General features: G+C 71.0%; 24 protein-coding genes and 1 riboswitch. Of the genes, 16 read left to right on the top strand and 8 right to left on the bottom strand.

Going from position 1 to position 22,870, the window contains the following annotated elements; genetic code table 11:
• Positions 1-180: 180 nt before the first annotated feature.
• The 3 genes from OG521_11845 to gcvT all read right to left on the bottom strand — a co-directional run bounded on the left by OG521_11845 (position 181) and on the right by gcvT (position 3,045).
• Positions 181-1,440, bottom strand: a complete 1,260-nt coding sequence (locus OG521_11845; protein ID WUW21440.1) for a serine hydroxymethyltransferase — start codon at positions 1,438-1,440, stop codon at positions 181-183.
• Positions 1,441-1,459: 19 nt separating this feature from the next.
• Entirely contained in the window at positions 1,460-1,837 is a 378-nt protein-coding gene (gcvH, locus tag OG521_11840; GenBank protein ID WUW21439.1) for a glycine cleavage system protein GcvH, read from the bottom strand.
• Positions 1,838-1,929: 92 nt separating this feature from the next.
• Positions 1,930-3,045: a glycine cleavage system aminomethyltransferase GcvT gene (gene gcvT / locus OG521_11835; protein WUW21438.1), complete on the bottom strand. Its 1,116-nt coding sequence runs from the start codon at positions 3,043-3,045 to the stop codon at positions 1,930-1,932.
• Between the two features lie 143 nt (positions 3,046-3,188).
• A riboswitch (glycine riboswitch) is annotated at positions 3,189-3,281 on the bottom strand.
• A 167-nt stretch (positions 3,282-3,448) separates the two neighbouring features.
• On the opposite strand from gcvT, the gene OG521_11830 reads away from it, so the two are divergent.
• From OG521_11830 to OG521_11780, 11 genes are all read left to right on the top strand, one after another.
• Positions 3,449-4,135, top strand: a complete 687-nt coding sequence (locus OG521_11830; protein WUW21437.1) for an ATP-binding protein — start codon at positions 3,449-3,451, stop codon at positions 4,133-4,135.
• 189 nt (positions 4,136-4,324) lie between these two features.
• Positions 4,325-5,095 carry an enhanced serine sensitivity protein SseB gene (locus OG521_11825; protein ID WUW21436.1) on the top strand — a complete coding sequence of 257 codons (771 nt, stop codon included), beginning with the start codon at positions 4,325-4,327 and terminating at the stop codon, positions 5,093-5,095.
• A gap of 154 nt (positions 5,096-5,249) precedes the next feature.
• On the top strand, positions 5,250-6,056 hold the full coding sequence (locus OG521_11820) for an enhanced serine sensitivity protein SseB C-terminal domain-containing protein (GenBank protein WUW21435.1): 807 nt from the start codon (positions 5,250-5,252) through the stop codon (positions 6,054-6,056).
• Between the two features lie 417 nt (positions 6,057-6,473).
• Positions 6,474-7,472 carry an ABC transporter permease gene (locus OG521_11815; protein WUW21434.1) on the top strand — a complete coding sequence of 333 codons (999 nt, stop codon included), beginning with the start codon at positions 6,474-6,476 and terminating at the stop codon, positions 7,470-7,472.
• A gap of 69 nt (positions 7,473-7,541) precedes the next feature.
• Positions 7,542-9,308, top strand: coding sequence for an ABC transporter substrate-binding protein (locus tag OG521_11810; GenBank protein ID WUW21433.1), 1,767 nt, complete (start codon positions 7,542-7,544; stop codon positions 9,306-9,308).
• Positions 9,309-9,448: 140 nt separating this feature from the next.
• A complete protein-coding gene (locus OG521_11805) occupies positions 9,449-10,459 on the top strand; it encodes an ABC transporter permease (protein WUW21432.1) in 1,011 nt (336 codons plus the stop codon).
• Positions 10,456-11,550, top strand: coding sequence for an ABC transporter ATP-binding protein (locus OG521_11800; GenBank protein WUW21431.1), 1,095 nt, complete (start codon positions 10,456-10,458; stop codon positions 11,548-11,550). The genes OG521_11805 and OG521_11800 overlap by 4 nt, the downstream gene beginning before the upstream one ends.
• Positions 11,551-11,618: 68 nt before the next feature.
• Positions 11,619-12,824, top strand: a complete 1,206-nt coding sequence (locus tag OG521_11795; GenBank protein WUW26650.1) for a dipeptide ABC transporter ATP-binding protein — start codon at positions 11,619-11,621, stop codon at positions 12,822-12,824.
• A gap of 18 nt (positions 12,825-12,842) precedes the next feature.
• Positions 12,843-13,502, top strand: a complete 660-nt coding sequence (locus OG521_11790) for a trimeric intracellular cation channel family protein (GenBank protein WUW21430.1) — start codon at positions 12,843-12,845, stop codon at positions 13,500-13,502.
• Positions 13,503-13,575: 73 nt separating this feature from the next.
• Positions 13,576-14,442: a thioesterase family protein gene (locus OG521_11785; GenBank protein ID WUW21429.1), complete on the top strand. Its 867-nt coding sequence runs from the start codon at positions 13,576-13,578 to the stop codon at positions 14,440-14,442.
• A 66-nt stretch (positions 14,443-14,508) separates the two neighbouring features.
• Entirely contained in the window at positions 14,509-15,501 is a 993-nt protein-coding gene (locus OG521_11780; GenBank protein ID WUW21428.1) for a YafY family transcriptional regulator, read from the top strand.
• Here OG521_11780 and OG521_11775 read toward each other — a convergent pair.
• Together OG521_11775 and OG521_11770 are read right to left on the bottom strand one after the other, a co-directional pair.
• Positions 15,449-16,312, bottom strand: coding sequence for an alpha/beta hydrolase (locus OG521_11775; GenBank protein WUW21427.1), 864 nt, complete (start codon positions 16,310-16,312; stop codon positions 15,449-15,451). The two genes, OG521_11780 and OG521_11775, sit on opposite strands and share 53 nt — an antisense overlap.
• 43 nt (positions 16,313-16,355) lie before the next feature.
• Positions 16,356-16,997, bottom strand: coding sequence for a TetR family transcriptional regulator (locus tag OG521_11770; protein ID WUW21426.1), 642 nt, complete (start codon positions 16,995-16,997; stop codon positions 16,356-16,358).
• A gap of 134 nt (positions 16,998-17,131) precedes the next feature.
• On the opposite strand from OG521_11770, the gene OG521_11765 reads away from it, so the two are divergent.
• From OG521_11765 to OG521_11755, 3 genes are all read left to right on the top strand, one after another.
• Positions 17,132-17,293, top strand: coding sequence for a hypothetical protein (locus OG521_11765; GenBank protein ID WUW21425.1), 162 nt, complete (start codon positions 17,132-17,134; stop codon positions 17,291-17,293).
• A 70-nt stretch (positions 17,294-17,363) separates the two neighbouring features.
• The gene (locus tag OG521_11760) at positions 17,364-17,711 is read left to right on the top strand and encodes a DUF4190 domain-containing protein (protein WUW21424.1); all 348 of its coding nucleotides are present in this window, start codon (positions 17,364-17,366) and stop codon (positions 17,709-17,711) included.
• A 141-nt stretch (positions 17,712-17,852) separates the two neighbouring features.
• A complete protein-coding gene (locus tag OG521_11755) occupies positions 17,853-19,022 on the top strand; it encodes a cysteine desulfurase (GenBank protein ID WUW21423.1) in 1,170 nt (389 codons plus the stop codon).
• A 24-nt stretch (positions 19,023-19,046) separates the two neighbouring features.
• Here OG521_11755 and OG521_11750 read toward each other — a convergent pair whose 3' ends face one another.
• Positions 19,047-19,724: an N-acetylmuramoyl-L-alanine amidase gene (locus OG521_11750; GenBank protein ID WUW21422.1), complete on the bottom strand. Its 678-nt coding sequence runs from the start codon at positions 19,722-19,724 to the stop codon at positions 19,047-19,049.
• 61 nt (positions 19,725-19,785) lie between these two features.
• On the opposite strand from OG521_11750, the gene mnmA reads away from it, so the two are divergent.
• Positions 19,786-20,916, top strand: a complete 1,131-nt coding sequence (gene mnmA / locus OG521_11745; GenBank protein ID WUW21421.1) for a tRNA 2-thiouridine(34) synthase MnmA — start codon at positions 19,786-19,788, stop codon at positions 20,914-20,916.
• A gap of 92 nt (positions 20,917-21,008) precedes the next feature.
• On the opposite strand, the gene OG521_11740 is transcribed toward mnmA, so the two are convergent.
• Complete coding sequence (locus OG521_11740) at positions 21,009-21,809, bottom strand: alpha/beta hydrolase (GenBank protein WUW21420.1); 801 nt, start codon at positions 21,807-21,809, stop codon at positions 21,009-21,011.
• Between the two features lie 107 nt (positions 21,810-21,916).
• On the bottom strand, positions 21,917-22,252 hold the full coding sequence (locus OG521_11735; GenBank protein WUW21419.1) for a DUF427 domain-containing protein: 336 nt from the start codon (positions 22,250-22,252) through the stop codon (positions 21,917-21,919).
• Positions 22,253-22,329: 77 nt separating this feature from the next.
• Between OG521_11735 and OG521_11730 the strand changes: the two genes are divergently transcribed.
• On the top strand, positions 22,330-22,869 hold the full coding sequence (locus tag OG521_11730; GenBank protein WUW21418.1) for a TIGR00730 family Rossman fold protein: 540 nt from the start codon (positions 22,330-22,332) through the stop codon (positions 22,867-22,869).
• Position 22,870: the final 1 nt, after the last annotated feature.

Below are 22,870 nucleotides of genomic sequence, written 5' to 3'. Positions count from 1 at the left end.
CCGGGTCGCGGCCCGAAGAGCGGGGGCAAGGGGGTGTCTCGCCGGTCAGGGCCGGACAGGGGGCCGTGCCAGGCGTCGTGCCCCGGCCCTGACCGGCGAGACACCCCTGGGGATGGGGCACCGCGCTCACTGTTCAGTGTGCGCGGTGCCCCTCCCCGATACGCAAACGTGCCGGTCGGACTACTTGAGACCGGGGTACAGCGGGAACTTCTCGGCGAGCGCGACGACGCGGTCCTTCAGGTCGTCCGCGTCGTAGGACGGCTTCAGCGCGGACGCGATGATCTCCGCGACCTCGGTGAAGTCCTCGGCCTGGAAGCCGCGGGTGGCCAGCGCCGGCGTGCCGATGCGCAGACCCGAGGTGACCATCGGCGGCCGCGGGTCGTTCGGGATGGCGTTCCGGTTGACCGTGATGCCCAGCTCGTGGAGCCGGTCCTCGGCCTGCTGGCCGTCCAGCTCGGAGTTGCGCAGGTCGACGAGGACCAGGTGCACGTCCGTACCGCCGGACAGCACGGAGACGCCCACCTCGGTGACGTCCGGCTGCACCAGACGCTCGGCGAGGATGCGGGCGCCGTCCAGGGTGCGCTGCTGGCGCTCCTTGAACTCCTCGCCCGCCGCGATCTTGAACGAGACCGCCTTGGCCGCGATCACGTGCTCCAGCGGGCCGCCCTGCTGACCCGGGAAGACCGCCGAGTTGATCTTCTTGGCGAGCTCCTGGGTGGAGAGGATCACGCCGCCGCGCGGACCGCCGAGGGTCTTGTGCGTGGTGGTGGTGACGACGTGGGCGTGCGGCACCGGGTTGGGGTGCAGGCCCGCGGCGACCAGACCGGCGAAGTGCGCCATGTCGACCATCAGGTACGCGCCGACCTCGTCCGCGATGCGGCGGAAGGCGGCGAAGTCCAGCTGGCGGGGGTAGGCGGACCAGCCGGCCACGATCAGTTTCGGCTTGGACTCCTTGGCCAGGCGCTCGACCTCGGCCATGTCCACGACGCCGGTGTCGTCGACGTGGTACGGGACCACGTTGTAGAGCTTGCCGGAGAAGTTGATCTTCATGCCGTGGGTCAGGTGACCGCCGTGCGCCAGGTTCAGGCCCATGATCGTGTCGCCCGGCTTCAGCAGCGCGAACATCGCGGCGGCGTTCGCCTGCGCACCGGAGTGCGGCTGGACGTTCGCGGCCTCGGCGCCGAAGAGCGCCTTGATGCGGTCGATCGCGATCTGCTCGACCACGTCGACGTGCTCGCAGCCGCCGTAGTAGCGGCGGCCGGGGTAGCCCTCGGCGTACTTGTTGGTCAGGACGGAGCCCTGGGCCTCCATGACCGCGACCGGAGCGAAGTTCTCCGAGGCGATCATCTCGAGGGTGGACTGCTGACGGTGGAGCTCGGCGTCGACAGCGGCGGCGACGTCCGGGTCCAGCTCGTGGAGGGAGGAATCGAGAAGCGACATCAGGTGGTCCCTTGGGGTCTCAGTTGCCGGAGAACGCGGTGTACTCGTCGGCGGAGAGCAGGTCCTCCGGCTCCGCCGCGACGCGTACCTTGAACAGCCAGCCGCCTTCGAAAGGAGCCGAGTTCACCAGCGACGGGTCGTCCACCACGTCCTGGTTCGAGGCGGTGACCTCGCCGGTCACCGGCGAGTACAGGTCGCTGACCGACTTGGTCGACTCCAGCTCGCCGCAGGTCTCGCCCGCGGTCACCGTGTCACCGACCTCGGGGAGCTGGGCGTAGACGACGTCACCGAGCGCGTTGGCCGCGTGCTCCGTGATGCCGATCGTGGCCACACCGTCCTCGACGGCCGACAGCCACTCGTGCTCCTTGCTGTACCGCAGCTGCTGGGGGTTGCTCATGACCTGAATTCTCCTGTACGCGGGGGAGTGCTGATGAACGGTGGTCTTACGGTGTGAGACGCGACTGCGTCACGTCCCGACGCGGGCGGCCGCTACTTCCGGCGCTTGTAGAACGGCAGCGCCACGACCTCGTACGGCTCGTGGCTGCCCCGGATGTCCACGCCGACACCCTCGGCGCCGGGCGTGGCGTGCGCTGCGTCGACGTACGCCATGGCGATCGGCCTGCCGAGCGTGGGCGACGGGGCGCCCGAGGTGACCTCGCCGATGACCTGGCCGTCCGCGACGACGGAGAAGCCGGCGCGCGGCACCCGGCGGCCCTCGGCCACCAGGCCGACGAGCTTGCGCGGCGGGGCGGTCTCGGCGCGCTCGGCGGCCGCCTCCAGGGCCTTGCGGCCCACGAAGTCGCCCTCCTTCTCGAACTTCACGACCCGGCCGAGACCGGCGTCGAACGGGGTCAGCGCGGTCGTCAGCTCGTGCCCGTACAGCGGCATGCCCGCCTCCAGGCGCAGCGTGTCGCGGCAGGACAGCCCGCAGGGGATCAGGCCGCGCGAGGCACCGGCCTCGGTGAGCGCCCGCCACAGCTGCTCGGCGTGCCGGGGAGCGACGAACAGCTCGAAGCCGTCCTCGCCGGTGTAGCCGGTACGGGCGATCAGCGCGGGGACCCCGGCGACCGTGCCGGGCAGCCCGGCGTAGTACTTCAGACCGTCCAGGTCGGCGTCGGTGACGGCCGCCAGGATGGCGGGGGACTCGGGGCCCTGCACCGCGAGCAGCGCGTACGCGTCGCGGTCGTCGCGCACCTCGGCGTCGAAGCCCCCGGCGCGGGCGGTCAGCGCGTCGAGCACGATCTGCGCGTTGCCCGCGTTGGCGACGACCATGTACTCGGTCTCGGCGAGGCGGTAGACGATCAGGTCGTCCAGGATGCCGCCGTCCTCGGCGCAGATCATCGTGTAGCGGGCGCGGCCCACCGAGACGGTGCCGATGTTGCCGACGAGCGCGAAGTTCAGCAGGTCCACGGCGGCCGGACCGGTGACGGTGATCTCGCCCATGTGGGACAGGTCGAACAGGCCGGCCTTCGTGCGGACGGCGATGTGCTCGTCGCGCTCACTGGCGTACCGCAGCGGCATGTCCCAGCCCGCGAAGTCGGTCATGGTCGCACCCAGCGAACGGTGCAGGGCATCGAGGGCGGTGAGACGGGGGGCGGTGCTCATGGATGAAGGCTCCCAGGGCATGACGACGAGGACGATCCCTCCCCATCTGTCATCGGAACCTGAGAGGTTCGCCGAGAGGCCCCGGAGGGGTTTCGGCTTGCACCTTGGGTGGAGCCGCAGCGCGACTCGCTTTTCAGATCTGCCTCATCCACGCGGTACGGGGCCTGAGAGATTCAAGGGAGGATCTTGCTCCTTCGGCGCCCGGCACGGGGCCGGGACTCTCCCGCGCGGATTCGAGCGGCCTTTATGCAGTTGACCGGGTCATCATCGCACGCATTGCGGGAGAGTGGGGTGCCGGTACCGATGGCGGTATCCCACGGGATCCGGCGGGTCGTACGGTTGTGCCGCATTACCTTTTCTTTACACTTCTTGGGCAGGTGGGTCAGCCGACAGGGGGAGGGCGATGACGTTGCAGCGGTACGCGACGACCGCGGGGGTCGCGCACGGCGCACTGCCCGCGCAGCCGGGTGCACCGGCCAGGGAGCGGGTGGGCCCGCACGCGCCCGTCGTCCGGGACCTGCGGGAGCGGGCCGGGCGCAGCCCGCGCGGCCTGCACTTCACGGCGGGCGACGTGGTGGTGGTCTCCGGACTGCCCGGCAGCGGCAAGTCGACCCTGATCGGGCGGACCGTCTCCGCCCGCGCCATCGACTCCCAGGACACCAGGGACCGCTGGGCCGCCCGGCTGCCCCGCTTACTCCCGTACGCCCTCTACCGCCCGCTCGTCCGCGTCGCCCACTACTGGGGGCTGTGGCGGGTGCTGCGCTCCGGCGCCTCCGTCGTCGTGCACGACTGCGGCACCCAGGCCTGGGTCCGGGGCTGGCTCGCCCGGGACGCCCGGCGGCGCGGCCGCATCCTGCACCTCGTGCTCCTCGACGTCACCCCGCAGGCGGCGCGGGAGGGCCAGCGCGAGCGCGGGCGCGGAGTCTCCGGATACGCGTTCGCCCGCCACCGCAGGGCCGTGGGACGGCTGCTGCGCGACACCGAGTCGGGTCTGCTGCCCCTCGGATGCGCCTCGGCCGTACTGCTGGACCGTGAGGCGGCGGGACTGCTGACGCGCATCACATTCGCAGACGCACAGAGTGAGGTCTGAGACGGGGCCGTCCGATGGCTGGACAGCGCCGGTGCGGCGTTAACCTCTAGGTCCTGTCCGGAGCTCCCTGTCGTCCGCGCGGAGCGCGGGCGCAGCGGTGGCCGGTGCCTGCGTGCCGGGCGCCGGGGCGCGGACGGGGAACTACCAGACAGGACCTGCGGCCGCACGACACGGGGCGAGAGGGAGACAGTGGACATTCCGGCACCGGCCCGGACCCATCCGCAGGGCGGATGGCCGGCCAACGAGCTCGAAGAAGTGCTGAGCGCCTCGCTCGGCAGCCCGGAGGCGGGCGGCCGGCTGGTCGAGGTGCTCGGCCGCAGCCACCTCTGGGTGCCGCTGCCCAACGGCGGCGGTCCGGACGCCACCGACCTCGACCTGCCGACGCTCGACATCGAGGGCGCGCCCTACGTGCCCGTCTTCAGCTCCGAGCAGCAGTTCCTCGCCTGCGTCGGCTCCCACATGTCCTTCACCGTGGCTCCCGCCCGCGAGTTCGCCCGCGGCCTGCCCCCGCAGCTCGGCATCGCGGTGAACCCCGGCGGCGCGGTCGGCATGCCGCTGCCGCCGCCCGCCGTGGCCGAGCTCTGCCGGGCCGGACGCACGCCGCTGGACGGACCGTCCAGCGGCGGCCGGGTCCGGCTGTACGAACCGGACTGGCAGGAGGAGCCCGTCGACTTCCTCTCCGCCGCCGCCGGAGAGTTCGAGGACAGCGGCGTCGTGCTCAGCGCCCGCCGCGCCCTGGCCAGCATCGAGGGCGGCGACCCCGTCCTCTTCGTCGGCATCGAGTTCTCCACCTGGGACGGAGCGGGCCGCAACGCCCCGATGGACGCCCTCGGCCGGGCCCTCGGCCGCGTCGAGGTGCCGTGGCCGGTCAATCTGGTGCTGCTCGACGTGGCCCAGGACCCGGTCGCCGACTGGATGCGCGCCCGGGTGCGGCCGTTCTATCAGCGCCCCGCCGAGTAACGGGCGGTACGAGGGCACCGGCCCGTGCCGTCAAGTCGGTGTCAGGGCCGCCGCATAAGCTGGTTTGATGGCTGGTGCCTCGGCACCGTGCCGTACCCGTGAGCCCCGGGAGCGGCAGGCCGACACAGTGGATCGAAGAGGGGCGGGACCCAGGGTGAGTGCGTCAGGCACCGCGGCGGCCGGTCAGGTCGAGCACATGCTGCGCCAAGTGACGCCCGGGCGCTACGACGCGTACGAGGCTCTCCTCCAGGCGCTGGCGGCCGACCGGATCTGGATGCTGCTCTGGCACGGCCGGGCCGGCTCGCCCGACGCCCAGTACGGCAACATGGAGATCGAGGGCCTCGGCTACGCCCCCTGCGTCACCTCCGCCCAGGAGCTCTCCGCCAGCGGCTGGAGCCGCGACCACGAGGTCGTGGGCGGCCGTGACATCGCCCGCGCCCTGTTCCCCGACCGCTGGGGCATCTGGCTGAATCCGCACGCGCCGGGCGGCGGCGTCGGCATTCCCTGGCTGGACCTGCGCCGGATCGCGACCGGCCTCGACCGGATGCCCGCCGGTCCGCTGCGGATCAGCGACCCCGCCATCGAGATCCCGCAGTTCTACGCCCAGCTCACCCAGCACGCCCACCACACCCCGGCGATCCGCTCGCTGCGCCGCGCCTGGGTGCAGCCGGCGCTCGGCGTCCCGTACCTCGCCATCGGCCTCGATCTGTACGACACGAGCCGGCCGTCCGTCGACGCCGTGCGGGCGATGATGCAGCAGTCCGTCGGCGCGGTCCCGGAGGGGCTGCCGGTCTCCACCGTCGCGATGGCCGACGAGTACGACCCGGTCGCGATGTGGCTGCGCGCCAACACCCGGCCGTTCTACGACCGCGAGCCGCACGCCCCGGCCGGCCGTGGCGCGGCCGTCGCTCCGGGTTACGGCTACCCGCAGACCCCCGGCCCCGCGCCGCGCGCCTACTGACCCCGCCCCGGCCCGTGCCGCGGACCGGACATACGGCTCCCCGGCGGACAAGACATCCGCGGTGGTCACCCAAATAGCCACCCAATAGCGCCCGTTGGGCGTCATGTCCGTTCTGGTGGATTAGCGGCGGAGTAGTCCGCTCACTCGATCAAGCTGTCCGGATAACGGAAGCTCACTGACCGCATCACGTTTGAGCAAACATTCCCCGCCAGGTCTGGCGGGTGATCGCAACCGCGTTGAAGACTCCCGGCTAGTGGGGATCGTCGGCCCTTTGTACGAGGTTGCACCGACGGTCGTTCCGCAGACGCATTCGCATCGAACACATCAGCCGCAGTAAGCGCCGCGGCTGACACGCGCCAGGCCGTTACCGCGGCGAGTAGGGGCCGGCCACCGCCGGCGGGAGGGGTCAAAGGCACTGTGACCGCACCGATCGAGACCACCGGATCGGCTGCCGAGGCGCAGCCGGAGGCAGTACTCACGGGAGTCAAACAGAGCCAGATCGAGGGCCGTTCGCTCGGACAGATCGCCTGGTCGCGCTTCAAGCGCGACAAGGTGGCAGTGGCCGGCGGCATCGTTGTCATCCTGCTGATCCTGCTCGCCGTGCTCTCCAAGCCGATCCAGGCCGTCTTCGGTCTGGACCCCAACGAGTTCCACCAGGACCTCATCGACCCCGCGCTGCTCGCGCCCAAGGGCGACTGGGGCGGCATCAGCTGGAGCCATCCGCTCGGCGTCGAGCCGCAGTACGGCCGCGACATCATGTCCCGCATCATCGAGGGCTCCTGGGTGTCCCTGGTCGTCGCGGTCGGAGCCACGCTGCTCTCCGTGGTGATCGGCGTCTTCTTCGGTGTGATCTCGGGCTTCTACGGCGGCTGGGTGGACACCGTCATCAGCCGCATGATGGACACCTTCCTGGCCTTCCCGCTGCTGCTCTTCGCGATCTCCATCTCGGCGGCGCTGCAGGACGGCGCGTTCGGCCTGGAGGGACTGCCGCTGCGGATCGCCGTACTGATCTTCGTGATCGGCTTCTTCAGCTGGCCGTACATGGGCCGTATCGTCCGCGCCCAGACCATGAGCCTGCGCAATCGCGAATTCGTCGAAGCCGCACGGTCGTTGGGTGCGCGCGGACCCTTCATCCTCTTCCGGGAGCTGCTGCCGAACCTGGTGGCGCCGATCCTGGTGTACTCGACGCTGCTGATCCCCTCGAACATCCTCTTCGAGGCGGGGCTCAGCTATCTCGGTGTCGGTATCGCGCCGCCGCAGTCCTCCTGGGGCGGGATGCTCACCAACGCGATCGACTTCTACCGGAACGACCCGATGTACATGATCGTGCCGGGCGTGGCCATCTTCGTCACGGTCCTGGCGTTCAACCTGCTGGGAGACGGGCTGCGTGATGCGCTCGACCCCCGTAGTAAGTAGTGCCCGGGCGCTCGTCACAACGACGTGCGACATGCCACGGCAACCATCGATTGAGGGGGATTTCCTCAGGTGAAGACCAGAAAAACGACAGCGTTGGTCGCCACGGCTGTGGTCCTGATGCTGGGAGCGTCCGCGTGCAACGGCTCCAAGGACGACAACGGCGGCGGCAAGGGCGGCAGCGGTGGCTCGGGAGCCACTGACGCCGCGTTGACCTCGATCGTCAACAAGTCGGACAAGAAGGGCGGTACCGTCAAGCTCGAGATGTCGGACGAGCCCGACTCGCTCGACCCGGGCAACACGTACTACGGCTGGGTGCAGAACTTCTCCCGCCTGTACGGCCGGACGCTGACGTCCTTCAAGCCGGCTGCCGGCAAGGAGGGTCTGGAGATCGTCCCGGACCTCGCCGAGAGCCTCGGCAAGGCGAGCCCGGACGCGAAGACCTGGACGTACACGCTGAAGAAGGGTCTCAAGTTCGAGGACGGGACCCCGATCACCTCGAAGGACGTCAAGTACGCCGTCGAGCGCTCCAACTTCGCGCCGGAGGCCCTGTCCAACGGCCCGACGTACTTCAAGGCCCACCTCGCCGGTGGCGACAAGTACAAGGGTCCGTACAAGGACAAGAACCCGGACGGCATCGCCTCCATCGAGACGCCGGACGACACCACGATCGTCTTCAAGCTGAAGGACGCCTTCGCGGACTTCGACTACCTTGCGACCTTCTCGCAGACGGCCCCCGTGCCGGCCGCGAAGGACAAGGGTGCCGACTACGTGAAGCACATCGTGTCCTCGGGCCCGTACAAGTTCGAGTCGTACGACGAGGGCCGCGGCGCGACCCTGGTGCGCAACACGAACTGGGACCCGAAGACGGACCCGATCCGCCCGGCCCTGCCGGACAAGGTGTCGGTCCGCTTCAAGGTGAAGCAGGAGACGGTCGACAACAACCTGATCTCCGACAACATCACCGTGGACGGTGCCGGTACCGGTGTCGCCCCGGCGACGCAGCCGGACGTGCTCACCAAGCCCGACCTGAAGAAGCAGACCGACAACTCGTACGCGGGCGCCACCTCGTACATCGGTCTGAACGTCAACGTCGCGCCGTTCGACAACATCCACTGCCGCAAGGCCGTGCAGTGGGGCATCGACAAGGCGTCGGTCCAGGCCGCGCAGGGTGGCGACCCCAAGGGTGACGTCGCCACGACGCTGCTGCCGCCGACCGTCAACGGCTACAGCAAGTTCGACCTGTACGAGTCCGCCGGCCACAAGGGCGACGAGGCGAAGGCCAAGGACGAGCTGAAGCAGTGCGGCAAGCCGAAGGGCTTCTCCACCAAGATCTCGGCCCGCTCCGACCGCCCCGCCGAGATGGCCATGGTCACCGCGGTGCAGGCCTCGCTCAAGAAGATCGGCGTCAACGCCGAGATCAAGAGCTTCCCGGCCGGCAAGTACTTCTCCAACTTCGCGGGCAACCCGAGCTACGTGCACGCGAACAAGCTCGGCATGATCATGAGCGCCTGGGGTGCTGACTGGCCGACCGGCTTCGGCTTCCTGGACCAGATCATCAACGGCTCGGCCATCAAGCCGTCCGGTGGCAACAACGTCCAGGAACTGAACGACCCGAAGATCAACAAGCTGCTCAACGACGGCATCGCCAACACCGACGACGCCGCCCGCGCGAAGGCCTGGGGTGACGTCGACAAGGCGGTCGCCGAGGGCGCGACCGCAGTGCCGCTGATCTACCGCAAGAACCTGCTGCTCCGTCCGAAGTCCGCGACGAACGTCACGGTCACCCAGGCATACCTCGGCATGTACGACTACGTGCTGATGGGTTCCGCCAAGTAGTTACGGTCCGCTCCCCGGGCCGCGCACGCGGCCCGGGGAGCGCATCCCCGGCCCCCGGAAAAATCCTGAAAGGCAGGTGAAGGCACGGTGTCGGCACGCACGGGTCACCCCCGGCGGACAGACACCGGCGCCGGATAGCTGTGGCTGCGTACATCATCCGACGCGTCTTCGGCGCGATACTGCTGCTGTTGATCGTCAGCGCAGTCACCTTCGCGATCTTCTTCCTCGTCCCCCGGCTCGCCGGGCAGACGATGGACCAGCTGGCGGCCCAGTACGTGGGCAAGGACGCCAATCCGCAGTCCATCCTCGCGGTCAAGCAGAACCTCGGCCTCGACCAGCCGCTCTACATCCAGTACTGGCACTTCATCAAGCAGATCTTCGTCGGCGCCGACTACACGTTCGGCCCCGAGGTCTCGCACTGCGGTGCCCCGTGCTTCGGATTCTCCTTCAAGAACCACGTCGAGGTCTGGCCCGAGCTGACCGCCCGTATCCCGATCACGTTCTCGCTGGCCATCGGCGCGGCAGTGATCTGGCTGATCAGCGGTGTCGCGATCGGTGTCGTCTCGGCGCTCAAGCGGGGCTCGATCCTCGACCGCTTCTTCATGGGTGTCGCCCTCGCCGGCGTCTCGCTGCCGATCTTCTTCACCGGCATGCTCGCGCTGGGTGTGTTCACCGTGCAGTGGCCCGTCTGGGAGAACATCACCTACGTCCCGTTCACGGACAATCCGCTGGACTGGGCCTGGAACCTGCTGATCCCGTGGTGTTCGCTGGCCTTCCTCTACTCCGCGCTCTACGCCCGTATCACCAGAGCCGGGATGCTGGAGACGATGGGCGAGGACTACATCCGTACCGCCCGCGCCAAGGGCCTCCGGGAGAGCCGCGTCATCGCCAAGCACGGTCTGCGGGCCGCGCTCACCCCGATCGTGACGATCTTCGGCATGGACTTCGGCCTGCTGGTCGGCGGCGCGGTCATCACCGAGCAGGTGTTCTCCTTCCAGGGCCTCGGCTTCTACGCCATCGACGGGGTCAGGGGCAACGACCTGCCCATCGTGATGGGCGTGACGCTCATCGCGGCCTTCTTCATCGTCATCTGCAATCTGCTGGTGGACCTGGTGTACGCCGCCATCGACCCCAGGGTGAGGTACTCGTGACCGACGTTTCCAAGTCACAGAACGCGGCGGTGGGCGAGTCCGTCCCCGCCCCGCGGGCCGGCGGGGACGACGCCTTCCTCTCCGTACGGGACCTGCGCATCCACTTCAAGACCGACGACGGGCTGGTCAAGTCGGTCGACGGGGTCAGCTTCGACGTGAAGCCCGGACAGACCCTCGGCATCGTGGGCGAGTCCGGCTCCGGCAAGTCCGTCACCTCGCTCGGCGTGCTCGGCCTGCACCGCACGGCCCCCAACGCCCGTATCTCCGGCGAGGTCTGGCTGGACGGCGAGGAGCTGATCGGCGCGTCCGACGACCGCGTGCGCGAACTGCGCGGCCGCAAGATGGCCATGATCTTCCAGGACCCGCTCTCCGCCATGCACCCGTACTTCACGGTCGGCGGTCAGATCGTGGAGGCGTACCGCGTCCACAACAAGGTCAGCAAGAAGGTCGCCCGCACCCGGGCCATCGAGATGCTCGACCGGGTCGGCATCCCCGAGCCGCACAAGCGGGTCGACTCCCACCCGCACGAGTTCTCCGGCGGTATGCGCCAGCGCGCCATGATCGCGATGGCGCTGGTCAACAACCCGGAACTGCTCATCGCCGACGAGCCGACCACCGCGCTGGACGTCACCGTCCAGGCGCAGATCCTGGACCTGATCCGGGACCTGCAGAAGGAGTTCGGCTCCGCCGTCATCATGATCACCCACGACCTCGGGGTCGTCGCCGAGATGGCCGACGAGCTCCTGGTGATGTACGGCGGCCGGTGCATCGAGCGCGGCCCGGCGGAGAAGGTCTTCTACGAGGCCCAGCACCCGTACACCTGGGGCCTGCTCACCTCGATGCCGCGCATCGACCGCGAGGAGACCGACCGGCTGATCCCCGTCAAGGGCCAGCCGCCGTCGCTGATCAACGTCCCGAGCGGCTGCGCCTTCAACCCGCGCTGCCCGTACGCGGACATCCCCAAGGACAACCTCACCCGCACCACGCGCCCCGAGCTGGAGCTGGTCGGCGACGGGCACTTCTCCGCCTGCCACATGGCGCAGGAGGAGCGGACCCGGATCTGGACCGAAGAGATTGCGCCGAAGCTGTGAGCGAGGCGCGTGAGGTGAGCGACGTGAGCGAGAAGAAGGATCCGCCGGTGCTGGAGAAGGACGCGAGGATTCCGGAGCAGGCGACCGCCGCGCGCGAGCCGCTGCTCCGGGTCGAGGGCCTGGTGAAGCACTTCCCGATCCGCAAGGGCCTGCTGGGGCGCCAGACCGCGGCGGTCAAGGCCGTCGACGGCATCGACTTCGAGGTGTACCCGGGGGAGACCCTGGGCGTCGTCGGCGAGTCCGGCTGCGGCAAGTCGACGATGGGCCGGCTCATCACCCGGCTGATCGAACCGACCGGCGGCAAGGTCGAGTTCGAGGGCCGCGACATCACGCATCTGTCCATGGGCAAGATGCGGCCGATGCGCCGTGACGTCCAGATGATCTTCCAGGACCCGTACTCCTCGCTGAACCCGCGGCACACGATCGGCACGATCGTCAGCGCGCCGTTCAAGCTCCAGGGAGTCGAGCCCGAGGGCGGACTGAAGAACCACGTCCAGGAGCTGCTGTCGCTGGTCGGGCTCAGCCCCGAGCACTACAACCGCTACCCGCACGAGTTCTCCGGCGGCCAGCGCCAGCGCATCGGCATCGCCCGCGCGCTCGCCCTGCGCCCGAAGCTCGTCGTCGCCGACGAGCCGGTCTCGGCCCTGGACGTGTCGATCCAGGCCCAGGTGGTCAACCTGCTCGACGACCTCCAGGACGAGCTCGGGCTCACGTACGTGATCATCGCGCACGACCTGTCGGTCATCCGCCATGTCTCGGACCGCATCGCCGTCATGTACCTGGGCAAGATCGTCGAGCTGGCCGACCGCAAGTCGCTGTACTCGGCGCCCATGCACCCGTACACCAAGGCCCTGATGTCCGCGGTGCCGGTGCCGGACCCGCGGCGGCGCGGTGTGAAGAGCGAGCGCATCCTGCTCAAGGGCGACGTGCCCTCGCCGATCTCGCCGCCCAGCGGCTGCCGCTTCCACACCCGGTGCTGGAAGGCGACGGAGATCTGCAAGACGCAGGAGCCGCCGCTGATCGCGCTGAAGACCGGCCACCAGGTCGCCTGCCACCATCCGGAGAACGCCGAGGACCAGGCGCCCGGCGAGCAGGTGCTGGCCGCGGCCAGGGAAGCGGTCGAGCTCGTCGCGGTGGCGAAGGCGGAGGCGGCGCCCGCCGTCGCGCCGGAGTCCGGGACGGCGGCCGGTGCGGAGTCCGACGCGGTGGCGGAGCCCGACGCTCCGACACCCCCGAAGGCCCCCGAGGCCTCGGAGGACGGCACCAAGGAGTAATACCGGCACAATTGCCCGGTGCTCAACGAACTGTTCACGCCCTCCGTCCAGCATGCGCTCGACATCGTCGGGATCTTCGTCTTCGCGATCTCCGGCGCTCTGCTCGCCGTACGCAAGAACTTCGATGTCTTCGGCATCGCGGTGCTCGCCGAGGTGACCGCGCTGGGCGGAGGGCTGTTCCGTGACGTGATCATCGGCGCGGTGCCGCCCGCCGCCTTCACGGACCTCGGGTACTTCACCACCCCGCTGCTCGCCGCCGGTCTCGTCTTCTTCCTCCACCCGCACGTGGAACGCATCCAGGTCGGTGTCAACGTCTTCGACGCGGCCGGTCTCGGACTCTTCTGCGTCACGGGGACGGTGAAGGCGTACGACTACGGCCTGGGCCTCACCGCGTCGGCGGCGCTCGGCCTGACCACCGCGGTCGGCGGCGGTGTGCTGCGCGACGTACTGGCCAACGAGGTGCCGTCACTGCTGCGCTGGGACCGCGATCTGTACGCGGTGCCCGCCATCGTCGGGGCCACCATGATCGTGATCTGTATCCGTTTCGAGGCGCTCAACGCCTTCACCAGCGGCGCGGCCGTGATCACGGCGTTCGTGCTGCGCCTGCTGGCCCTCCGCTTCCACTGGCGCGCCCCCCGCGCCTACAACCGGCGCTCGGCCACGGCCGAGGAGGGGTAGAGGGCGGTCGCCGTCATCTCCGCGACCCCAAAAAGCTACCGCTCAGTAATACATTCGGTGTACCGTGCATGCCATGGCACAGGCAGCAGAGCAGGCGGCACCGACCGCGCAGGCGACCGTCGGGGACAGCGAGTTCGACCGGGACACCGCCGTCACCCTCCGCGCGGAAGGCGTCTACGACGCCGAGCTCTCCGCGGGCTGGACGATCATCCACGCGGTCAACGGCGGCTATCTGCTGGCCATGCTCGGCCGCGCACTCGGCGAGGCCCTTCCGCACCCGGACCCGTTCTCCGTCTCGGCGCACTACCTCACCGCCTCCGTGCCCGGCCCCGCGGTGATCCGCACCCAGACCGTCCGTACCGGACGCACCCTCTCCACCGGCCAGGCCTCCCTCTTCCAGTACGCCGAGGACGGCACCGAGGTCGAGCGCATCCGCGTCATCGCCACCTACGGCGACCTCGACGCCCTGACCGACGACATCCGTACGTCGGCCAAGCCGCCGGCCATCCCGCCCCGCGAGCACTGCCTCGGCCCGGGCGACGGCCCGGCCCCGATCCCCGGCAGCTCCGCGATCACCGAGCGGCTCGACATCAAGCTCGACCCGGCGACGCTCGGCTGGGCCGTCGGACAGCCGTCCGGCAAGGGCGAGATGCGCGGCTGGTTCGGTCTCGCGGACGGCCGTGACGCCGACCCGCTCTCCCTGCTCCTCACCGTCGACGCGCTGCCGCCGACCTCGTTCGAGCTCGGGCTCAAGGGCTGGACCCCGACCATCGAGCTCACCACCCACATCCGCTGCCGTCCGGCCCCCGGCCCGCTGCGCGTCTCCATCACCACCCGCAACCTCGCGGGCGGCTTCCTGGAGGAGGACGCGGACGTCTGGGACAGCGCGGACCGTCTGGTCGCCCAGTCCCGCCAGCTGGCCCGCGCCCCGCGCAGCTGACACCGCGCACCGGCCGGCAGGGGAGACGCCGGTCCGGGGGGTGTCCGCCCGGGAGATGCTGGTGCGGTGAAATCCGACCGGCTGCTCTCGATCCTGCTGCTGCTCCAGACCCGCCGACTGGTGCCCGCCACCGAGCTGGCCGAGCGCCTCGACGTCTCCGTACGCACCATCTACCGGGACGTCGAGGCGCTCTCCGCGTCCGGCGTCCCCGTCTACGCCGAACGCGGCCGGCACGGCGGCATCGCCCTGCTGCCGGGATTCCGCACCGATGTCACGGGCCTGACCGCCGACGAGTCGCGCGCCCTGTTCGTCCTGGCGGCGGACGGCGCCCACGCCGCGCTCGGGCTCGACGAGGCGATCGGCTCGGCGCTGCGCAAGGTGATGGCGGCGCTGCCCGCCCCGTACCGCCCCGCCGCCGAGGCGACCAGCCGCCGGATCCTCGTCGACCCGGTGCGCTGGATGAGCGGCCCGCGCGCCGCAGTCGACATCGCCGACCTGCACGACGCCGTGTTCGCCGACCGCCGGCTGCGGCTGCGCTACCGGCACAGCGGCACGCGCAGCGCCCGCGGCTACACCGTCGACCCGTACGGCCTGGTCGTGAAGGCGGGCGTCTGGTACCTGGTCGCCGACCGTGACGGGGAGCCCCGGCTCTTCCGCGCCGACCGGGTGCGCGAGGCCGTCCTCACCGAGCACCCCGTGGTCCGGCGGCCCGGAGTGGAACTGGCCGCGGTCTGGGAGGAGCTGCGCCGGCAGGTCGAGGAGCGGCAGGGGGAGGTCACCCTGCGGGTACGGGTGCACCGCTCCCGGCTGGACCTGTTCCTGCGGCTCAACGCCGCCGCGCTCGCGGGGAAGCCGCGGCCCGAGAGCCCGGACGGGGAGTGGCTGCGCGCCGAACTCGCCGTGGAGTCGGTGGAATGGGCGCGCTCCCTGCTGTCGTTCGGCCCGAACGTCGAGGTCCTGGCCCCGCCGGAGGCCCGCACGGTCCTCGCCGCCCACGCGGCCGCGGTCATGGCGCTGTACGGGGATCCGGATCCGGGGGAGTCCGCAGGAACCGGCTGAGCGCGGCGGTCAGTTCGGCCGGGGCGTCCTCCTGGACGAGATGCCCGGCCCCCTCGATGATCCGCAGCTCGCAGCCCGGGACGAGCGCGGCCAGCTCATGGCCGCGGGCGACCGGGATCCAGCTGTCCTCGGCGCCCCAGCAGATCAGTACCGGCTCGTCGATCTCCCCGTACCGGTGCTGGATCTCGTCGGTGAACCGCTGGTCGTTCTGGCTGATCTGCCGGTAGAAGGCGGGCTGCCCGGCCTCGGTGCACCAGGGCGCGACGAGCCGGTCCAGGACGGCCGGAGCGGGTCCGCGGTGGCCGGCCGAGCTCACGTACTCCCGGACCAGTGCCCGGTGCAGCGCGGGCGTCAACTGCGCGAACACCTCGGCGTGTTCGCCGAGCAGCCGGTACGTGGGGGAGCCCCAGGGCGCCAGTGCCACCGGGTCGACCAGTGCGAGGCGGCGGTAGCGGGCGCCGTGCAGCAGACGGGCGCGCAGGGCGACGCAACCGCCGAAGTCATGGGCGGCCACGGCCGGTTCGGGCAGCTCCCAGTGGGCGAGGAGCTCGGTGAGGACCCGTGCCTGGGAGCCGAGCGACACGTCCTGGCCCTCGAACTGCGCGGACTCGCCGTACCCGGGCAGGTCCCAGACGAACACCCGGTGCTCCTGCGCCAGCGCCCGGGCCACACCGCGCCAGACGTACGAGGAGAAGGGCGTGCCGTGCACCAGCACGACGGGCGGCGCCCCGGCCCGGCCGAGGGCGGCCCAGCGGACCTCACCGGCGGAGCTGTGGAACGTACGGTCCAGGACCCATGTCGCGTCGCTCATGCACGGCAGCCTAGGGGCTGTCCCGCGACCGGACCGGGGCGGATCAGGTGGCGGCGTCCGGCGCGGGCCCGTCCAGCCAGTGCAGCCGGCCGAGGGTGACCAGCCGCAGCCGGCGCCGGGCGACCCGGGCCACCTGCCCGTCCCCGTCCGGGCCCGCGTCGAGCATCGCGGACGCGGTGATCACCATGTGGTCGACATAGAGGCCGCCGAGCATCAGGAGATCCTCCTCGCTCCAGCCCCGTGACTCCGGCTCCCCGGCGAGCGCCGCGGCCACCTCCTCGGCGAACCGCCGCAGCTGGGCGGCGATGGCCTCGCGGACCGGGCCGACCCCGCCGTGCTGCTCACGCGCGATGAACCGGAAGTGGGCGGGCTGCTCACGGACATGGCGCGTTATCAGCTCGACGCTGCGGTCGAGGCGGACCTCGCTGTCGCCCGTCTCGGCGAGGATCGCGCCGATCATCCCGTGCAGGCTCCCGAGCGTCTGCTCGACGAGCGCCACCCCGAGGGCGGGGATGTCCTCGAAGTGCCGGTAGAAGGCCGTCGGTGTGACGCCCACCGCGCGGGTCACCTCACGCAGTCCCAGGCTGCTCAGGCTCTGGTGCTCCAGCAGCCCGAGGGCGGCGTCCAGCAGGGCCTGGCGGGTCCTGAGCTTCTGGGTCTGGCGGATGCCGGCGGTGTGACTCATGCCATTCAGTAAACAACTGTTCTCCGGGACGGGGAAGGGCCGTGCGGGTCTAGACTCAGGAGTCAGTGAACAGTCGTACTCCCAAAGTGTGTGCACCGGAGCGGGAAAGCCCGGCGCATACGGAAAGGCCGGACATGATCGTCCTCGTCGTCGCCCTGCTCCTGCTGGGGATCGTGCTGGGAGCGGTGTCCCAGATCCCGCTTCCCCTGACCCTCGTCCTCGGCGCCCTGATCGGCTGCTGGCTGCTGGTCTTCGCCGTGCGCGAGCGCACGGGTGCGCGCCGCCGCCCGCAGTGACGCCGGCCCGCCCGGCACCCAGGTCATCGACCGCCACCGATCCGCATCCCGATCCGAAGGAGTCCGCACCATGACGCTCACCGCATTCGCCCGCCGATCCGCCCCGGAGACCGCGGACGGCGATCCGCGGACGCCCCACGCCGCCGTGTCCCCGGAAGCCGCCCCCGCGGCCCGCCGCTCCACCCGGGACGCCGACGGTCTCGCCGTGGCCTCCTTCGTCCTCGGTCTCGTCGGCCTGCTGGTGATGAACATCCTGCTGGGGCCGGCGGCCATCGTGATGGCCCTCGTCTCCCTGAGCCGCTCCACCGCCCGTCGCGGCCGCGCCCTCCTCGGGCTCGCCCTCGGCATCGCCGACCTCGTGGTCCTGGCCTTCCTCGTCTCCGGGAACGGCGTCGTGGCCTGGAACTTCGGCGGCTGACCGGCCGCACACCGATGGCTCTCCCCGCCGGATCGGGCTCCGGAACGGGGCGGGTGGGACGCCGCCGTTCGCGGTGCGCGGGCCCGGGACACCATGCGCCCGCCGTACGCCCCGCCGCAGGCTCGTAGAATCGAGCCCACCATGGCTTACCTCGACCACGCCGCGACCACGCCGATGCTGCCGGAGGCGATCGCGGCGATGACCGCGCAGCTCGCTCTCACCGGCAACGCGTCCTCACTCCACGCCGCCGGGCGCCGGGCCCGCCGTACCGTCGAGGAGTCCAGAGAGACCCTCGCCGACGCCCTCGGCGCCCGCCCCAGCGAGGTGGTCTTCACCTCCGGCGGAACGGAGTCGGACAACCTCGCGGTGAAGGGCCTGTACTGGGCCCGCCGCGACGCCGACCCCCGCCGTACCCGGGTCCTGGCCAGTCCCGTCGAGCACCACGCGGTGCTGGACGCCGTCGACTGGCTCGCCGAGCACGAGGGCGCGACCGTCGAGTACCTCCCCGTCGACCGGTACGGCCGCGTGCACCCGGACGTGCTGCGCGAGGCGCTGGTCCGGGACCCCGACGATGTCGCGCTGATCACCGTGATGTGGGCCAACAACGAGATCGGCACCGTCCTGCCGGTACGCGAACTGGCCGCGGTGGCCCGCGAGTTCGACGTACCCATGCATGCCGACGCGGTACAGGCCTTCGGGCAGCTCGAAGTCGACTTCGCCCGGTCCGGGCTGGCCGCGATGACCGTCAGCGCGCACAAGATCGGCGGCCCGTCCGGCGTCGGCGCGCTGCTGCTCGGCCGCGAGTACACCCCCGTGCCCGTGCTGCACGGCGGCGGGCAGGAGCGCCATGTGCGCTCCGGCACCCTGGACGTGCCGGCCATCGCCGCGTTCGCCGTCGCGGGGCGGCTCGCCGCCGACGGGCGCGAGGAGTTCGCCCGGGAGATCGGCGGACTCCGCGACGAGCTGACCGCGGCCGTCCTGGCGGTGGTCCCCGACGCCCTGCTCGGCGGCGACCCGGCACCCGGCGGGCGTCTGCCGGCCAACGCGCACTTCACCTTCCCCGGCTGCGAGGGCGACTCGCTCCTGCTGCTGCTGGACGCCCAGGGCATCGAGTGCTCCACCGGTTCCGCCTGCACGGCCGGGATCGCCCAGCCGAGCCACGTGCTGCTGGCCACCGGCACCGATCCGGACCTGGCCCGCGGCACCCTGCGCTTCTCGCTCGGTCACACCTCCACCAAGCAGGACGTCGAGGACGTCGCGCGGGTGATCGGCCCGGCGGTGGAGCGGGCGAGGACGGCGGGGCTCAGCTGACGGCGCCGCCCCGGCCGGCCGGTCTCAGGGTCTCGCCGCCCGGACCAGCTTCATGTAGCGGTCCCAGTCCCAGTGCTTCCCCGGGTCCGTGTGATCGGCTCCCGGCACCTCCACGTGCCCGATGATGTGCTCGCGGTCCACCGGGATGCCGTACCGCGCGCATATCGCCGCGGTCAGCCGGGCGGACGCCCCGTACATCGCGGCCGTGAAGCCCTGCGGGCGGTCCACGAAGCCCTCGTGCTCGATGCCCACGCTGTGTTCGTTGTACGAGCGGTTGCCCGCGTGGAACGCCACGTCCAGCTCGCGGATCATCTGCGTCACATGACCGTCCTTGCGCACCACGTAGTGCGCCGCCGCCCCGTGGTCCGGATCCTGGAACGCCCTGACCGCGCTGCTGAAGCTGCCCTGTGTGACATGGATGACCACGCGCTCGATGTCGTAGTCGTCGGGGCGGTCGGCCCGCCGCCAGTTCTCCTCGGAGGCAGCTGTCCAGGTGGCACGGGCGTAGTCCACCGCACCCGGCGTGCGCGGCTTCTCCACGCCGGGCAGCCGCCACCAGGCCCGCTTCAGCCGGTCCCGCGCCAGCGCCGCCGTGCCCGCCGCCGTGACGACGCCGCCGATCAGCACCGCGCGCCGGCTGATGCCGGTGCCCGTCCCCGATCCCGCGGGGCCCTTGGCGCCCGCCGTCCCCTTGGTCCCCATGTGATCGACAACGCTTATCCGCGAGCTTTCGGTTCCCGCCGACCCGTACCCTGGTGGAGCTATGACTCAGACTTCCCAGCGCCCCCTCCGTGTGCTCGCCGCCATGTCGGGCGGTGTCGACTCCGCCGTCGCGGCGGCCCGTGCCGCCGAGGCGGGCCATGACGTGACCGGGGTGCACCTCGCCCTCTCCGCGAACCCGCAGTCCTTCCGGACCGGGGCCCGCGGCTGTTGCACCATCGAGGACTCCCGCGACGCCCGCCGCGCCGCGGACGTCATCGGCATCCCCTTCTACGTCTGGGACCTGGCGGAACGCTTCCGCGAGGACGTCGTGGAGGACTTCGTCGCCGAGTACGAGGCGGGGCGCACCCCCAACCCCTGCCTGCGCTGCAACGAGAAGATCAAGTTCGCCGCGCTGCTCGACAAGGCCCTGGCCCTCGGCTTCGACGCGGTGTGCACCGGCCACTACGCCACCGTCGTCCTCGGCGACGACGGCGGCCGTGAGCTGCACCGCGCCTCCGACATGGCCAAGGACCAGAGCTACGTCCTCGGCGTCCTGGACGAGCGCCAGCTCGCCCACGCGATGTTCCCGCTCGGCGACACCCTCACCACCAAGGACGAGATCCGCGCCGAGGCCGAGCGCCGCGGTCTCGCCGTCGCCAAGAAGCCCGACAGCCACGACATCTGCTTCATCGCCGACGGCGACACCCAGGGCTTCCTGGCCGACCGCCTCGGCGGCAAGGCGGAGGGCGACATCCTCGACGAGTCCGGTACGAAGCTCGGCACCCACGAGGGCGCCTTCGGCTTCACCATCGGCCAGCGCAAGGGCCTGCGCATCGGCCACCCGGCCGCCGACGGCAAGCCGCGCTACGTCCTGGACATCTCCCCGGTCGACAACACGGTGACGGTCGGCCCCGTCGAGGCCCTCGACGTGACCGCGCTCACCGCGATCCGGCCCCGCTGGTGCGGCACACCGCCGTCCGGACCCGGCACGTACACCGCCCAGCTGCGCGCCCACGGCGGCGAGACCGAGGTGACGGCGGAACTGACCGACGGCACCCTGCACGTCTCCTTCAGCGAGCCGGTACGGGGCGTGGCCCCCGGCCAGGCGGTCGTGCTGTACGACGGGACGCGCGTGGTCGGCTCGGCGACGATCGCGACGACGGTGCGTCGGGAGACCGCGGCGGCCGGCTGACCGCCACCGCGGGTGCCCCGCGCGGGAACGCCCGACCCCTGTACGGGCGTGGCCGCGCGGGGTGTTCTCGGCCCCCCGGCCCGCCCGTGTGCTCAGGACGCCTGGTGTGCGTACACGTCCCTGGTGAAGAACTCCGCCAGCACCGGGGCGATCGCCTGCGGTGCCAGTTCCCCGGCCTGTCCCGTCAGCGTGCGGTGCCGGCCCCGGGGGAGCGCGTCCGCGAGCAGATGGGTCGAGGTCCTCGTGGCGGCGGGGCTGAAGCCGCCGCAGACCACCAGCGTCCGCGCCGTCACCGCGGCGAACCGGTCGGCCGGCACCGCGCCGTTGCCCAGCACCGCGTCGTCGTAGGCGAGTGTGTGTGCCACGGACTCCAGGGTCCGCCACAGCGGCGCACTCCGCATCCTGGCGATCATGTCGGCCGCGACGCCCGTCGCGGTCAGGAACAGCTCCACCGCCCCGCCGCGGTCCCCGGCGGACAGCAGCCGGTGCAGCCGGGCCGTGCAGCCGGCCTTGAACAGCAGGCCCGCGGCGCCTTGCGTGTACGGCGGCTCGTACACCGCGAGCCGCTCCAGCGGCAGTCCCGCCGCCTGGGCCTCCAGGGCCAGCGCACCGCCCGACCCGACGCCGAACACCGAAGGCCGGCCGCCCGTCACCTCCGCGAGCGCGGCCAGATCCTCGGTCTCGCGCTCCACCGCGTACGGCGAACCGTCACCGCTGGCCCCCCGGCCGCGCCGGTCGTAGGTGACGACGTCGAAACGCGGGGCGAGGAGCCGGGCCAGCGGGGCCTCGGTCTCCGCGGTGCCCAGCGCCCCGCCCACCAGGATCAGCGGCGGTCCTTCGCCCCGGCGCCGGTACGCGATCAGGGTGCCGTCGCGGGAGAGAGTCTTGTCCATGTGGAGGTGGACTGCGGGGCGTGCGGAAACTCATCGCTCTCCGCGAGAACTTTCCGAACTTTCTCTTCTCCGCAGCTCAGAACGGTTGTTGACGGTGGGGCGAGCCGTTACGCGGCCAGGACCTCGGTGTCGTAGAAGCAGAAGTGGTCCTTGATCGCGGCCACTTCGTCCTTCGGCTCCGGGTACGCCCAGACCAGATCGGCCGCCTCCGGCCGCGACCAGTAGGAGGCATCCCCCTTGAACGGACAGTGGGTCCGGGTGCCCGACGCCGTCAGCAGTTCGGTGCGCACGTCATCGGGCGGCAGGTAGTAGCGGACCGGACAGCCCGTCTCGCGCAGCACGAGCGGGCGGCTGCTCTCGGCGAGCAGCACGCCGTCACGGACCACGCGTACATGGTCGGCGGACGGCTCGACGGTGATGAGGTGTCCTCGGGTGGCAGTCATGTCTTCCTCAGCCGCGTGGGCCGCCGGTTTCTTCCCCGGTTTCCGCCCATTCGGTGCCGGGCTCTACCGTGGCACCCATGAAGATCTGCGTTTTCCTCTCCGCCGCCGACCTCGACGACCGCTACACCGTGCCCGCCCGCGAATTCGCCGATCTCATCGGCCGCGGCGGGCACACCCTCGTCTGGGGCGGCTCGGAGAGCGGGCTGATGAAGGTCGTCGCCGACGGTGTGCAGGAAGCGGGCGGGAAGCTCGTCGGAGTGTCCGTGGACTTCCTCGCCGCGAAGGCGCGGACCAACGCGGACGAGATGGTGATCGCGCGCGACCTCGCCGAGCGCAAGGCCCTGCTCCTGGAGAAGTCCGACGCCGTCGTCGTCATGGTGGGCGGCACCGGGACGCTCGACGAGGCCACCGAGATCCTGGAGCTGAAGAAGCACGGAAAGCACGGCAAGCCGGTCGTCCTGCTCAACACGGCGGGCTTCTACGACGGTCTGCGCCAGCAGTTCCAGCGCATGGAGGACGAGGGCTTCCTGCCGCTCCCGCTGACCGAGCTGGTGTTCTTCGCGAAGGACGGCGTCGGCGCGCTCGCCTACCTGGAGGAGTGGGCCGGCCTGCAGTGAC

Origin of the sequence: Streptomyces sp. NBC_01463 (assembly GCA_036227345.1) — a bacterium.
In the GTDB taxonomy this organism is placed as follows: Bacteria; Actinomycetota; Actinomycetes; order Streptomycetales; family Streptomycetaceae; genus Streptomyces.
Note: the sequence above shows the minus strand (reverse complement) of the source record. Positions and strands in the feature narration are given on the sequence as shown.